The sequence below is a fragment of the Streptomyces sp. MMBL 11-1 genome (genome assembly GCF_028622875.1).
Lineage (GTDB): Bacteria > Actinomycetota > Actinomycetes > Streptomycetales > Streptomycetaceae > Streptomyces.
In genome coordinates, this window is record NZ_CP117709.1 from 1,827,876 (window position 1) to 1,840,620 (window position 12,745).

The 12,745-nt window shown below is 72.2% G+C and carries 13 protein-coding genes; 8 read left to right on the top strand and 5 right to left on the bottom strand.

The window, feature by feature from the left end:
• Positions 1-10: 10 nt before the first annotated feature.
• Entirely contained in the window at positions 11-532 is a 522-nt protein-coding gene (locus tag PSQ21_RS07795) for a DUF4240 domain-containing protein (RefSeq protein ID WP_274035671.1), read from the top strand.
• 10 nt (positions 533-542) lie between these two features.
• On the opposite strand, the gene PSQ21_RS07800 is transcribed toward PSQ21_RS07795, so the two are convergent.
• Entirely contained in the window at positions 543-1,064 is a 522-nt protein-coding gene (locus tag PSQ21_RS07800; RefSeq protein ID WP_274029685.1) for a GNAT family N-acetyltransferase, read from the bottom strand.
• A gap of 62 nt (positions 1,065-1,126) precedes the next feature.
• Here PSQ21_RS07800 and PSQ21_RS07805 point away from each other — a divergent pair, with 62 nt between their 5' ends.
• Positions 1,127-2,026, top strand: a complete 900-nt coding sequence (locus tag PSQ21_RS07805) for a TIGR01777 family oxidoreductase (RefSeq protein ID WP_274029686.1) — start codon at positions 1,127-1,129, stop codon at positions 2,024-2,026.
• A gap of 217 nt (positions 2,027-2,243) precedes the next feature.
• A complete protein-coding gene (locus PSQ21_RS07810; RefSeq protein ID WP_274029687.1) occupies positions 2,244-3,647 on the top strand; it encodes an NAD(P)/FAD-dependent oxidoreductase in 1,404 nt (467 codons plus the stop codon).
• Positions 3,648-3,779: 132 nt separating this feature from the next.
• Here PSQ21_RS07810 and PSQ21_RS07815 read toward each other — a convergent pair whose 3' ends face one another.
• The gene (locus PSQ21_RS07815) at positions 3,780-5,408 is read right to left on the bottom strand and encodes a regulator (RefSeq protein WP_274029688.1); all 1,629 of its coding nucleotides are present in this window, start codon (positions 5,406-5,408) and stop codon (positions 3,780-3,782) included.
• Between the two features lie 358 nt (positions 5,409-5,766).
• Here PSQ21_RS07815 and lipB point away from each other — a divergent pair, with 358 nt between their 5' ends.
• The 4 genes from lipB (at position 5,767) to PSQ21_RS07835 (ending at position 8,996) form a co-directional block, all read left to right on the top strand.
• Entirely contained in the window at positions 5,767-6,594 is an 828-nt protein-coding gene (lipB, locus tag PSQ21_RS07820; protein WP_274029689.1) for a lipoyl(octanoyl) transferase LipB, read from the top strand.
• Between the two features lie 216 nt (positions 6,595-6,810).
• Positions 6,811-7,788 (top strand): lipoyl synthase, encoded by a 978-nt coding sequence (lipA, locus tag PSQ21_RS07825; RefSeq protein WP_274029690.1) that lies wholly within the window; start codon positions 6,811-6,813, stop codon positions 7,786-7,788.
• A 269-nt stretch (positions 7,789-8,057) separates the two neighbouring features.
• A complete protein-coding gene (locus PSQ21_RS07830) occupies positions 8,058-8,258 on the top strand; it encodes an SCO2195 family GlnR-regulated protein (RefSeq protein WP_274029691.1) in 201 nt (66 codons plus the stop codon).
• Positions 8,259-8,288: 30 nt separating this feature from the next.
• Positions 8,289-8,996 (top strand): DUF4191 domain-containing protein, encoded by a 708-nt coding sequence (locus PSQ21_RS07835; RefSeq protein ID WP_274029692.1) that lies wholly within the window; start codon positions 8,289-8,291, stop codon positions 8,994-8,996.
• 305 nt (positions 8,997-9,301) lie between these two features.
• Here PSQ21_RS07835 and PSQ21_RS07840 read toward each other — a convergent pair whose 3' ends face one another.
• Positions 9,302-9,709: an RDD family protein gene (locus PSQ21_RS07840; RefSeq protein WP_179892403.1), complete on the bottom strand. Its 408-nt coding sequence runs from the start codon at positions 9,707-9,709 to the stop codon at positions 9,302-9,304.
• A 281-nt stretch (positions 9,710-9,990) separates the two neighbouring features.
• On the opposite strand from PSQ21_RS07840, the gene glnA reads away from it, so the two are divergent.
• The gene (gene glnA, locus PSQ21_RS07845; protein WP_274029694.1) at positions 9,991-11,400 is read left to right on the top strand and encodes a type I glutamate--ammonia ligase; all 1,410 of its coding nucleotides are present in this window, start codon (positions 9,991-9,993) and stop codon (positions 11,398-11,400) included.
• Here glnA and PSQ21_RS07850 read toward each other — a convergent pair.
• Together PSQ21_RS07850 and PSQ21_RS07855 are read right to left on the bottom strand one after the other, a co-directional pair.
• Positions 11,291-12,163, bottom strand: coding sequence for a DUF5753 domain-containing protein (locus PSQ21_RS07850; RefSeq protein ID WP_274029695.1), 873 nt, complete (start codon positions 12,161-12,163; stop codon positions 11,291-11,293). The genes glnA and PSQ21_RS07850 overlap by 110 nt on opposite strands.
• 20 nt (positions 12,164-12,183) lie before the next feature.
• Positions 12,184-12,744, bottom strand: coding sequence for a peptide deformylase (locus PSQ21_RS07855; RefSeq protein WP_274035672.1), 561 nt, complete (start codon positions 12,742-12,744; stop codon positions 12,184-12,186).
• Position 12,745 lies beyond the last annotated feature (1 nt).

The window sequence follows — 12,745 nt, forward strand, 5'->3', positions numbered from 1 at the left end:
TGGACCCGTGATGGACGAAACGGAATTCTGGGAGATCATCGACAACACCCGCGAGGCCGCCGAGGGCGACCCCGAGGACCACGCCGACCTGCTGGTGGAACGGCTGGTGCAGCTCGATCCCGAATCCGTGCTGGACTTCGCCCGGCACTTCGAGGCCCGCTACAACCGCGCCTACCACTGGGACCTGTGGGGCGCGGCGGCCGTGCTGCTGGGCGGGGCGAGCGACGACGCGTTCGACTACTTCCGCTGCTGGCTGATCGGCCAGGGCCGGGAGGTCTTCGAGGGGGCGCTGCACGATCCGGACAGCCTGGCGGAACTGCTGGAGGAGTTCGACGAGGAGATCGACGGGGACGGCGAGGAGCTGGGCTACGCGGCCGACGAGGCGTACGAGCAGCTCACCGGCGTGGTCGCGCCGGACCTGGGGCTGCCGCCGCAGGCCTCGGAGCCGCTGGGCTCCCCGGTCGACTTCGAGGACGAGGAGGCGCTCGCCGCCCGCTTCCCCGAGCTGTGGGACCGCTTCGGGCCCCGGTGACCCCCGGCGCTCAGGCGGGGCCGAGCGAGCGCCCCATGCAGACGTCGTCGACGTAACGCCCGTTCAGGAAGAACTCCCCGGGCAGCACCCCTTCGACGGCAAAGCCCTCGGAGGCGTACAGGGCGCGGGCGGGGTCGTTGTGCCCGAGGACCCGCAGCGTGATCCGGTTGGCGCCCTGGCGGCGGGCCTCGGCGAACGCGGCCCGCACCAGGGTCCGCCCCACACCGGCGCCGCGCGCCCAGGTCGCCACGGCGAGCCCCCGTATCTGGCGGACATGGGCGTTGGAGGCGAGCGGGGTGGGCGGGACGAGGCGCAGGTACCCGGCGATCCGGGCCGCGCCGCCCTCCGTCTCCGCGTCCACCACGAGGAAGTCCTCCGGCGGGTGCCGCTCCCCGAAGAAGGGGTCGTACGGGGGTGTCGGCCTCGGCAGGACCGCGTGCAGCATCGACCACGTGGAACGGTCGAGCTCGGCGAGCTGGTCCTCGTCGGCGGGCTCGGCGGTGCGGACGGGGTGGAGTGTGAGTGTGGCCATGGCGTCACTGTGCCACGCGGTGTTCCCGGTGTTCGAGGCGTTTGATGGGGCAGGATGGGCCCATGCCGAGCTCCCGTATCGCCGTCAGCGGATCATCCGGTCTCATCGGAGCGGCGCTGGTGCGCTCGCTGCGCGCCGACGGGCACGAAGTGGCCCGCCTGGTGCGCCGCCCCGCCAGAACCGGCGACGAGGTCGAGTGGGACCCCAAGCGGAGTTACGTGGACGCGGCCGGACTCGTCGGCTGCGACGCCGTTGTGCACCTGGCCGGTGCCGGAGTGGGCGACCACCGCTGGACCGACGCCTACAAGCGGGAGATCCGCGACAGCCGGGTCCTGGGGACCGCCGCCGTCGCCGAGGCCGTCGCCTCGCTCGACACCCCGCCGCGCGTTCTGCTCGCCGGGTCCGCCATCGGTTTCTACGGCGACACCGGGGACCGCCCGGTGGACGAGAGCGCACCGCCCGGGGACGGGTTTTTGCCCTCGGTCTGCGAGGAGTGGGAGGCGGCCACCGCCGCCGCCGAGGAAGCGGGCGTCCGCACGGTGCACGCGCGGACCGGGCTGGTCGTCGGCCGCGAGGGCGGTGCCTGGGGGCGGCTGTTCCCGCTGTTCAAGGCGGGGCTGGGCGGGAAGCTGGGCAGCGGCCGCCAGTTCTGGAGCTTCATCGCGCTGCACGACCACGTCGCGGCGATGCGCCACATCCTGGACACCGAGTCGCTGACGGGGCCGGTGAACCTGACCGGGCCGGAGCCCGTCACCAACGCCGAGGTGACCGCCGCGATGGGCCGGGTGCTGCGCCGCCCGACGCTGTTCCCCGCGCCGGCGCCCGCCTTGCGGCTCGTGCTCGGGGAGTTCGCGGAGGACGTGCTGGGCAGCCAGCGGGTGATCCCGGCGAAGCTGCTGGACTCCGGCTTCTCGTTCGCCTTCCCCGGCATCGACGGGGCGATCCGCGCCGCGCTGCGCTGAGCCGGCCGCCCGGGGCCCACCGGGCGCCTCGCGGTCGACGCGGTGCCCACCGGCCGCGCCGGGGGCCGCGTGTGCGACCCCGTGCCCCGGTGCTCCCCGTCACGCGCGCCTGACCCAGTATCAGCCATCCTCCTAGGTTCGTTGCGAACTCCGGCATTCCGGGGGCCTGTTGGGGGCAAGAGCCTCCCACCAGTCGCACCGACTCGGGGAGGGGTACGTGCGCAGGACGACACACCACCCGGACGTGATCATCATCGGGGCCGGAATCGCCGGCCTGTCAGCGGCCCACCTGCTCATCCGGGCAGGGCTCGACGTCCGTGTGCTGGAGGCCTCTCCCCGGGTGGGCGGCCGGCTCGCCACCGACGAGGTGGACGGCTTCCGGCTCGACCGGCTCGGCCCGCTCCTCCACACGTCCTGGCCCGAGCTGACCGGCACCCCGGGGCTCGGCGTCCCGGAGCTGCGGGAGTTCGCGCCGGGCGTCCTGGTCCACAGCGAGGGCCGCCGCCATCTCACCGGCGACATCCGGAGCGCGAGGGGCACACTCAAGGCGGTACGCACCCGATCGAGCGCCCCCCGAGCCCCTTGGGCGCCCCGCGCTCCCCGCGCGCTCTGGGCGGGGAGCAGCTCGTACGGGCACGAGCGCGGCGCCCCGGTGCGCGGGGGCGGCCGGGGCGGCGTGGTGACCGGCGCGATCGACCGGGCCCGGCTGGGCGCGGCGCTGTCCCGGTTGGCGGCCACCCCGCAGGCCCGGCTCCTGGCCCGCCCGGAGCGGACCGTCGTCGGCGCCCTGCCCGGCGTGGGCCTGCCGGCCCGTACGGTGGACGGCGTCCTGCGCCCCCTGCTCACGGCCCTGCTCAGCGACCCCGCCCTCACCACGTCGAGCCGGTGCGCCGATCTCGCCCTGCGGGACTACGCGCGCGGCGGCCTCTGCGTACCGGCGGGCGGATCGTCCGTGCTGCCGGAGCTGCTGGCGGCCTCGCTGCCGCCGGGCACGGTCCGGACCGGGGTGCATGTGACGGCCGCCGACATCACCTCCGTACGCACCAAGGAACACGGTGAACTGGGGTGCCGCTCCCTGTTGCTGGCGACCGGCGCCGGGGCCGCGGCCGAACTGCTGCCCGGTCTGCGGGTGCCGTCCTTCCATCAGGTGACGGTCCTTCACCACACCGCGCCCGCCCCGCCGCCCACGGGCAGGTCGCTGGTGCTGGACGGCGGCCGGTCGGGCCCGGTGGCGTACACCGCGGTGATGAGCGAGGTCGACCCCTCACGGGCGCCGGAGGGCCGGACGCTGATCACGTCGACGGTGCTCGGGACCCCGCCGTCGGACCTGGAGCGCTCGGTACGGGCGCAGCTGGCGGCGCTCTACGGCGTGCCGACGGACGACTGGGAGCTGCTGGCGGCCCATCACGACCCGGAGGCGGTGCCCGCGATGGAGGCCCCGCACGATCCGCGCCGTCCTGTGCGGGTGCTGGCCGGGCTTTATGTGTGCGGTGACCACCGCGACACGAGCACGGTCCAGGGCGCGCTGCGGTCGGGGCAGCGGGCGGCCGGGGCCATCCTCACCGACCTGGCCGTCCCGGGCCTGCGCGAGGGGGGCCCGCGCCTTCCCAGAGCGGCGTGACGCCCCGCCCCTGCCCCCACCCCCGCCGTTCGCCGTCCGCCGTCCGAGCGGAGGAGGTTCGGCCGGGGGCTTCGGCGAGAACGTCGGCCGGGGCTTCGGCTGGAGGCTTCGACGGGAACGTCGGCCGGGGCTTCAGCCGAGGGCGGCGACCCGGTCGCGGTAGCCGCGTACGGCGACCGCGTCCCGGTAGGGCTCCAGGCCGCGCTCGAACGCGCGCACGTACTCCGTGGCGCGCACCGAGCGCATCTCGGCCGCCTGCTGGGCCGCCTCCGCGCCCAGCAGACAGGCCTGGTCCAGCTCGCCCAGGCCCAGCCGGGCCGAGGCGAGGACCACCCGGCAGAGGAGCCTGCTGCGGGCGTACGCCGGTGAGCGCAGCTGGAGCGACCGCTCGGCGTGCTGGGCGGCGGCCCGGTACTGCTGGAGGTCGCGGTGGCAGTGGCCCAGCTCGTCGGCGAGCTGCGCCTCGTCGAAGGTGCGGGCCCAGTGCGGCACCTCGTCGCCGGGGCGCGCGGTCTCCAGGGCGTGTTCGGCCCGGGTCAGGGCGGCGGTGCAGGAGCGGGCCTCCCCGAGCACGCCGTGGCCGCGCGCCTCGACCGCGTGCAGCAGCGCCTGGACGAGGGGCGGGGCGGCGGAGCCGACGCCCTGCTGGGCCACGCGGGCGAGCTGGACGGCCTCCCTGCCGTGCTTGAGGTAGACAGCCTGGCGGCTCATCGTGATCAGCACGTAGGCGCCGTACCCGCGGTCCCCGGCGGCCTGGGCGAGCCGCAGCGCCTGGACGTAGTACCGCTGGGCGAGGCCGTGGGCGGCGATGTCGTACGAGGTCCAGCCGGCCAGCCGGGTCAGGTCGGCGACCGCGGCGAACAGCCGCCTTCCGGTGGCCTCGCCGTAGGTGCCCCGGAGCATCGGTTCGGCCTCGTGCTCCAGATACCGCACGAGGGCCTGCCGGGCGTGGCCGCCGCCGTAGGCGTGGTCGAGGGTGCGGAACAGCTCGCCGACCGAGCGCAGCGCGGCGATGTCCCCGCCGCCGACCCGCTGCCCGGGACCGCGGTCCGTCCGGCGCTGGCGTGGGACCACGGGCAGCGCCCCGGTCCCGGGCGGCGCCCCGGCGGCCGGGCCCGGGGCGGACGGGCGCGCGGGGGCGGGGCCCGGCACGGCCGGGTGCGGGGCGGCAGGGTGCGACGGCGCGGGCCGCAGCGGCCCGGCGGCAGGGCGCGGCAGACCCCGGGCCTCGGTGCGCGGCACCCCGTCCGGGCGGCCGGGCGAGGGTGCCCCCGCCTCCGCCCCGGCCCGGCGGGCGGCGCCGCCGTCCCGGGCCACCCATTCGTCGGCCCGGCCGATCAGCCAGTCGCGGCTGGGGACGACGAGGCCGGCCGGGGTGAAGGCGATCTTGCGCAGCTCGACGTGGGTGCCGGAGTCCTTGCGCCAGAGGCCGCTGACGATGTCGACCGCCTCGGCGGGGCTGGCCGCGAACTCCAGGCCCGCGTAGACGGGTGCGCAGGCGTCGAGCCCGAGGTCCTGCGCGGAGAGCCGCCGCCCGAGCCGCCGGGTGAACACCTCGGCGATCAGCGCGGGCGTGGTGCCGCGCGGCTGCTGCCCCCGCAGCCAGCGGGTGACCGAGGTCTTGTCGTACCGCAGGTCGAGGCCGTGTTCGAGGCCGAGCTGGTCGACCCGGCGGGCCAGACCGGCGTGCGAGAACCCGGCTTCCGCGATGAGTGAGGCGAGTCGGCGGTTGGGCGTGCGCTGCGGGGGTCGTTCCGACATCAGCTGTACGGTCTCCTGCCTTCGGGGCCGGACGGGCAGCCCTCATGGGAACGGCGCGAATTTAGCGGCCACCGGGGCGGTCACAGCCACCCTTTGCTCCACGTTCATCCGATCGTGTGAGGATTAAGGACGGAGCTGACGCAAACGTCCGGCCCGCGGACGGCCCGGCCCGGACCGGACCGGACCGGGCTGGGCTGGGCTGGGCTGGGCTGGGGAACCTGCCGCCGGACCTGCGCCCGAACCTGCCGGGGGCCTGTCCGGGCGACGGTCGTACAGTGGATGCGGGCGCGATCAGTGCAGGGTGCCGTCGCCCCGGGGACACCCTCCGGGCGCGCGGGACCCACGTAGGGAGGCATCGGTGAGCGAACTGCGGTTCGTCCGTCTGGGCTTCGGCGAACAGGCCGTCGCATACACGGAGGCGTGGCAGAAGCAGCGCGAGGTGCACGCGGACCGGTTCGAGGACCGGGTGCCGGACACCTGCCTGCTCCTGGAGCACCCGCCCGTCTACACCGCGGGGCGCCGCACGGCGGTGAACGAGCGTCCGCTGGACGGCACCCCGGTCATCGATGTGGACCGCGGCGGGAAGATCACCTGGCACGGCCCCGGGCAGCTCGTCGGCTACCCGATCCAGAAGCTGCCGCGCCCGGTCGACGTCGTGGCGCACGTCCGCCGGCTGGAGGACGCTCTGATCCGCACGGCCGCCGACTTCGGGGTGGAGACCTCCCGGGTCGAGGGCCGCAGCGGCGTCTGGGTGCTCGGCGACCCGGTCGAGCAGCGCCAGGCGCTGGGCGGGCTCTCGCTGGACTTCGACCCGAGGCTCCAGGACGAGGAGTTCGACCCGCGGCTGAACGGGCCCGAGTACGCCCCGTCCAACGCCGGCCAGCGCCGCGAGGACCGCAAGCTGGCCGCGATCGGGATCCGGGTCGCCAAGGGCGTCACGATGCACGGCTTCGCCCTCAACGTGAACCCGGACAACACCTGGTTCGACCGGATCGTGCCGTGCGGCATCCGCGACGCGGGTGTCACGTCCCTCTCCAACGAGCTGGGCCGGGAGATCACCATCGAGGAGGTGCTGCCGGTCGTCGAGAAGCACCTGCGGGACATCCTGGAGAACGCGGAGCTCGCACCGCGCGTGGTCGAGCGGCCGAAGGAGACGGCCCCGGCCGCGACCCCGGCCCCCGCCTAGGGAGTGCCGGCCGTACCGGCCAGTAGCCCCGACCGCCGCCACCGGCCGGGGAATAGGCCCCGTCGGCCGCAGGTTGGGCAGGGGCAAGGCCGTTCGATGTACGGGCGTACCCTGGTGTCAGCCAAAGAATCCAAAGCGAGTCCCTCGCGCATCGCTCGCGCATCCCACGCGAACCCGACGCGAATCCAACGCAGCAGAGAGCAAAGGGGAGCCGGAGTGTCCGCTGTCGCACCCGACGGGCGCAAGATGCTGCGCCTGGAGGTCCGGAACAGCCAGACCCCCATCGAGCGCAAGCCCGAGTGGATCAAAACGCGGGCGAAGATGGGCCCCGAGTACAAGCAGCTGCAGCAGCTGGTGAAGGGCGAAGGGCTGCACACGGTCTGCCAGGAGGCGGGCTGTCCCAACATCTTCGAGTGCTGGGAGGACCGCGAGGCCACCTTCCTCATCGGCGGTGACCAGTGCACCCGGCGCTGCGACTTCTGCCAGATCGACACGGGCAAGCCGCAGGCGCTGGACCGTGACGAGCCCCGCCGGGTCGGCGAGTCGGTCGTCACGATGGACCTGAACTACGCCACCATCACCGGCGTCGCCCGCGACGACCTGGAGGACGGCGGCGCCTGGCTGTACGCCGAGACCGTCCGCCAGATCCACACGCTCACCGCGGAGCGGGAGGCGGGCGCGACCAAGGTCGAGCTGCTGATCCCCGACTTCAACGCCGAGCCCGACCAGCTCGCCGAGGTCTTCTCCTCGCGCCCCGAGGTGCTCGCGCACAACGTGGAGACGGTGCCGCGGATCTTCAAGCGGATCCGCCCCGGCTTCCGCTACGAGCGTTCCCTGGAGGTCATCACCCGGGCCCGCGAGGCCGGTCTGATCACCAAGTCGAACCTGATCCTCGGCATGGGCGAGACCCGCGAGGAAGTCAGCGAGGCGCTCCAGGACCTGTACGACGCAGGTTGCGAGCTCATCACGATTACGCAGTACCTGCGCCCCTCCGTGCGGCACCACCCGGTCGAGCGCTGGGTGAAGCCGCACGAGTTCGTCGAGCTGAAGGACGAGGCCGACGCGATCGGCTACTCCGGCGTGATGTCGGGTCCGCTGGTGCGGTCCTCGTACCGCGCGGGGCGTCTCTTCCAGCAGGCGATGGAGGCGCGCGGCGCCGCCGCCGCGAGCACTCCGGCCGCCCAGGCCGTGTGAATCCGCTCACGAGCGGTACCGAGCAGTAACCACATCGTCGAAGCGGTCCGGACGCTCCCCGCAGGTCGGGGACGCGTACGGACCGCTTCGGCGTGCGCGGCGCCGGAATCAGGGCTTCATTGGTGTTTGACCGCCTGGTCATGCGCTGGTAACACCAGACAGTAACCCTGGGTACACGTGCGACAGCGACTCCAGCAGCCGCCGCCGTCACCGCTTCCCGCACTCTTCCGCGCCCCGCAGGCGCGTCCATTCCGAGGGGGAACACCACGATGCAGGCCGCACCGGTCCGCGCCCGCGCCCTTCCGTCCGTCACCACCGCCCTGCGCGCCGTCGAGTCGCTGCTGCTGAGCGGCGGGCAGCGCACCGCCCGCCGCAACGCCTGGACAGCCGTCCTGGAGGACCGCCGCCGCGCCAAGGACCGGGTGGAGGCCCAGCACGTGCTGGAAGCCGTGGCCGACCAGCGTTCCTAGGTCGCTTCCTCGCCACGTAAACTTCGATACATGGCGAGGAAGGCAAAAACTGAAGGCGCGGACAGCGCCGAGAACGCAGGGCGGCTCAAGCAGATCGCCCTGACCTACAAGATGACCAGGCGGACCGACAGCAAGATCGGTTTTGTCGTCGCGGGTGTCGGAATCGTCACGTTCGGTGTCCTCCTCGGCATCGGCTTCGCGATCGGCTACCCGGTCTATCTGGGCATCCTGGGCTTCGTCCTGGCCGTCCTCGCGATGGCGATCGTCTTCGGCCGGCGCGCCGAGCGGGCGGCCTTCGGACAGATGGAGGGCCAGCCCGGAGCGGCGGCCGCCGTCCTGGACCGGATCGGACGCGGCTGGACCACCACCCCCGCGGTGGCGATGAACCGCAACCAGGACGTCGTCCACCGGGCGGTCGGCAAGGCCGGCATCGTCCTGGTGGCCGAGGGCAACCCGAACCGGGTGAAGGGCCTGCTGGCGGCCGAGAAGAAGAAGATGGCCCGCATCGTGGTGGACGTGCCGGTGCACGACATCATCGTCGGCAACGGCGAGGGCCAGGTGTCCCTTAAGAAGGTACGCACCAAGATGCTGAAGCTCCCCCGCGTCCTGACCGGCCCGCAGGTGACCGCCACCAACGACCGGCTGCGCGCGATGGGCGACCTGATGAGCAACATGCCGCTGCCGAAGGGCCCGATGCCCAAGGGCATGCGGATGCCGCGCGGCGGGAAGATGCGCTGACCGCTCACGGCTGACCGCGAGGCGGGCGCAGGAGACACGACGGGGCGGCCCCGGACCGGTGAACGGTCCCGGGGCCGCCCCGTTCTCACGCCGGTGACAGTGCCGTCACACCGCGCCAATGCCGAAGCCGCACCCGGAAACGGAGGACGACGCGCTCCGGGCCGGGGCCGCCGCCCGCCCCCGAGGCCGGGCCGGCGCCGCCTCCGAGGCCGGGCCGAGGCAGCCCGCGGAGACGGGGCCCGGGCCGAAGCCGGGGCCGAGGCAGCCCTCGGGAACGCCACCTCCGCGCCCGTGGACCGGGGACGTCACATCCGGACCTGCACGGCGCGGGAGAGCCGGTCGTGCAGTCCGCGCCCGTCGCGGTCCCAGACCAGCGCGGGAATGACGAGCAGGAGCAGGACGGTCCGCACGACGACCCGCACGAACCCGAGCCGCCCGCCGTCCTCGGCGACCACCCGGACGCCCAGGAGGCGCTTTCCGGGCGTGCAGCCGATGGTGCCGACGGTCAGCAGACTCATCACGAGGAAGACCCCGAGCGCCCAGTTCCCCGCCGCCTGCTGGTCACCGCGAGCGAGCAGCCCGTATGCGATCACCATGCAGAGCGACCAGTCGATGAAGAGGGCCCCGAAGCGCCGGCCGAGCGGAGCGACCGAGCCGGGCCCCTCCTCGGGCAGCCCGAGACCCTTGCCCCGGTAGCCGAAGTCGGCGCCCATCTCCTCGGCGGCCGCGCGGGGCCCCGAGAGCCACGATCCGATTGCATGCCTGTTGTCCACCCGTCCACGGTACTGCGCCCGTGTTTGCCCCCGGCCGGGCGGGGCACCGGAAACAGTCGCGGAGATGCCGCCCGCACCCGCCCCGGTTAACTTGGGCGAAACAAATGGGTCACGCCCGAGAAATCACGCCTGCCTATGGTCGGGTCCAGCGTGCGCCACCGCACTGGCCGCACCACGAGGTTCAACCCCGTCCCTCCCGGGCCGGGAGTAGGAGGAGTTGGATGTTCCAGAACGCCGACGAAGTGCAGAAGTACGTAGCGGACAACGACGTCAAGTTCATCGATGTCCGGTTCTGCGACCTGCCCGGGGTGATGCAGCACTTCACGATCCCGGCAGCGACCTTCGACCCGGCCGAGGAACTGGCCTTCGACGGTTCGTCGATCCGCGGCTTCCAGGCCATCCACGAGTCGGACATGGCGCTGCGCGCGGACCTGTCGACGGCTCGGGTGGACCCCTTCCGCCGGGACAAGACCGTCAACATCAACTTCTTCATCCACGACCCGATCACCGGCGAGCAGTACAGCCGTGACCCGCGCAACATCGCCAAGAAGGCCGAGGCGTACCTCACCTCGACCGGCATCGCGGACACCGCGTACTTCGGCCCCGAGGCCGAGTTCTACGTCTTCGACAACGTCCGCTTCCAGACGTCGGCGAACGAGAGCTTCTACCACATCGACTCGGAGGCCGGCGCCTGGAACACCGGGTCGGAGGAGAACAACCGCGGCTACAAGGTCCGCTACAAGGGCGGATACTTCCCCGTCCCGCCGGTGGACCACTTCGCCGACCTGCGTGCCGAGATCTCCCTGGAGCTGGACAAGAACGGCCTCCAGGTCGAGCGCCAGCACCACGAGGTCGGCACGGCCGGCCAGGCCGAGATCAACTACAAGTTCAACACGCTGCTCGCCGCGGCCGACGACCTGATGCTCTTCAAGTACATCGTGAAGAACGTCGCCTGGCGCAACGGCAAGACCGCGACCTTCATGCCGAAGCCGATCTTCGGCGACAACGGTTCGGGCATGCACGTGCACCAGTCGCTGTGGCAGGGCGGGATTCCGCTCTTCTACGACGAGCAGGGTTACGCCGGCCTCTCGGACATGGCCCGCTACTACATCGGCGGCATCCTGAAGCACGCCCCGTCGCTGCTGGCCTTCACCAACCCGACGGTGAACTCCTACCACCGCCTGGTCCCCGGCTTCGAGGCCCCGGTCAACATGGTGTACTCGCAGCGCAACCGCTCCGCCGCGATGCGCATCCCCATCACCGGCTCGAACCCGAAGGCCAAGCGCGTCGAGTTCCGCGCCCCGGACCCGTCCTCGAACCCGTACCTCGCGTTCTCGGCGCTGCTGATGGCGGGCCTGGACGGCGTGAAGAACAAGATCGAGCCGGCCGAGCCGATCGACAAGGACCTCTACGAGCTGGCTCCCGAGGAGCACGCCAACGTCCAGCAGGTCCCGACGTCCCTCCCGGCCGTGCTCGACGCCCTGGAGGCCGACAACGAGTACCTCCAGGCGGGCGGCGTCTTCACGCCGGACCTGATCGAGACGTGGATCGACTACAAGCGCACGCACGAGATCGCCCCGATCCAGCTGCGGCCGCACCCGCACGAGTTCGAGCTGTACTTCGACATCTAGAACACCTTCGGGTCTCCGCACCCGAAGCGCTGAGGGCCACCATCTCCCTGGAGGTGGTGGCCCTCAGCCGTACGGTCAGCCGCGCCGGGTCCCGCTCCAGAAGGACCGAGCTTTCCGCAGGATCCCCCTTGGCCTCGTCGCCGTGGAGTGCCGCATTGTTCAGCCGCCGGAACGCCTCCCGGTAGAGGCCGACTTCGGAAGGCTCGGCCACATCCACCCCCGAGGAGACGAGCTCGACGTGGACCTCGTCCCCGTGCAGGTTGAAGGCATGGACGGGAAGCATGTCCACGGGCGCGGCGGCAGGGATGATCCCGAGGGTGAGTGATGACAGGTCGATGTCGCGGAGGAGCCGGTCGATCTGCTCCACCATGACCTCTGGCCCGCCGATGTTCGTGTAGAGCGCCTGCTCACCGAGGACGACGTCGTAACGGTGCTCACCGTCGTACAGCACCTGCTGCCGCTGTATTCGCTTGGCAACACCTGCGGGCACGTCGTTCGGAACGCCGAGGAAGTCGACTACCTGGCCGAGGATCACGGTGGCGTACGCCTCCGTCTGGAGCGTCCCCCAGATCATGTTCGGCACGTAGGCCTGCCCGTGAAGCGTCTCCTGGTACCAGCGGATCACTTCCTCCTGAACCGCCTCGGTGCCTGCGGACAAGCGCTCCTGCCATGGCACGGAACTGGTCACTTGCATCTCCTCATCCTGATCCGGTCGGGCCTGTACGTTCCCGGAGACCACGCGAGCGAGCGCATCGGTCTCCACTCAGAGAGCAGCGCCGAGGGTCACGAGCGTTCGTAGGCCCAGGCCTGTCCGGTCTGCCGGTACTGCTCCACGGGAATGGGGGTGACTCCCGCGCTCATACGCGCGGTGTAGAGCAGTCCGCCGAGGTGATCGATCTCATGATGAATGAGGCGCGCGAGGCCGCGTTCATACGCAGTGGTCACGGTCTCGCCGGTCTGGGCCGTGGTCTCGACAGTGATCATCATGGGGCGGGGTACGAGTCCCCGCACGTCGAAGAAGCTCAGGCAACCCTCGTAGTGCTCGTCCGTCTCGTCGCAGCTGTCAGTGATCCGTGGGTTGAGCAGGACGATGGAGGGCGCGTCGCCGGGCGGCTGGACGACAGCGGCGGCGCGGCTGATGCCGATCTGTGGGGCCGCGAGGCCCATGCCCTTGGCAAAGGGGTGGACTTGGCTGATGCGGTCCATGGCGGCGAACAGCTCGTCCACGACGTGCTCGGCTTCGTCCCGTTGGGCGGGCAGATCGAACGCACGGGCCGGTTCGGTGAGGATGGCGGCGCCCTGTTGGACGACTCCGAGGTCTCGCATCCGCTGGCTGGGCCGCATG

Coding starts and splice junctions, on each gene's coding strand:
- PSQ21_RS07795 (WP_274035671.1), top strand. CDS start 11: ATGGACGAAACGGAATTCTGGGAGATCATCGACAACACCCGCGAGGCC.
- PSQ21_RS07800 (WP_274029685.1), bottom strand. CDS start 1,064: ATGGCCACACTCACACTCCACCCCGTCCGCACCGCCGAGCCCGCCGAC.
- PSQ21_RS07805 (WP_274029686.1), top strand. CDS start 1,127: ATGCCGAGCTCCCGTATCGCCGTCAGCGGATCATCCGGTCTCATCGGA.
- PSQ21_RS07815 (WP_274029688.1), bottom strand. CDS start 5,408: ATGTCGGAACGACCCCCGCAGCGCACGCCCAACCGCCGACTCGCCTCA.
- PSQ21_RS07830 (WP_274029691.1), top strand. CDS start 8,058: ATGCAGGCCGCACCGGTCCGCGCCCGCGCCCTTCCGTCCGTCACCACC.
- PSQ21_RS07835 (WP_274029692.1), top strand. CDS start 8,289: ATGGCGAGGAAGGCAAAAACTGAAGGCGCGGACAGCGCCGAGAACGCA.
- PSQ21_RS07840 (WP_179892403.1), bottom strand. CDS start 9,709: ATGGGCGCCGACTTCGGCTACCGGGGCAAGGGTCTCGGGCTGCCCGAG.
- glnA (WP_274029694.1), top strand. CDS start 9,991: ATGTTCCAGAACGCCGACGAAGTGCAGAAGTACGTAGCGGACAACGAC.
- PSQ21_RS07855 (WP_274035672.1), bottom strand. CDS start 12,744: ATGCGGCCCAGCCAGCGGATGCGAGACCTCGGAGTCGTCCAACAGGGC.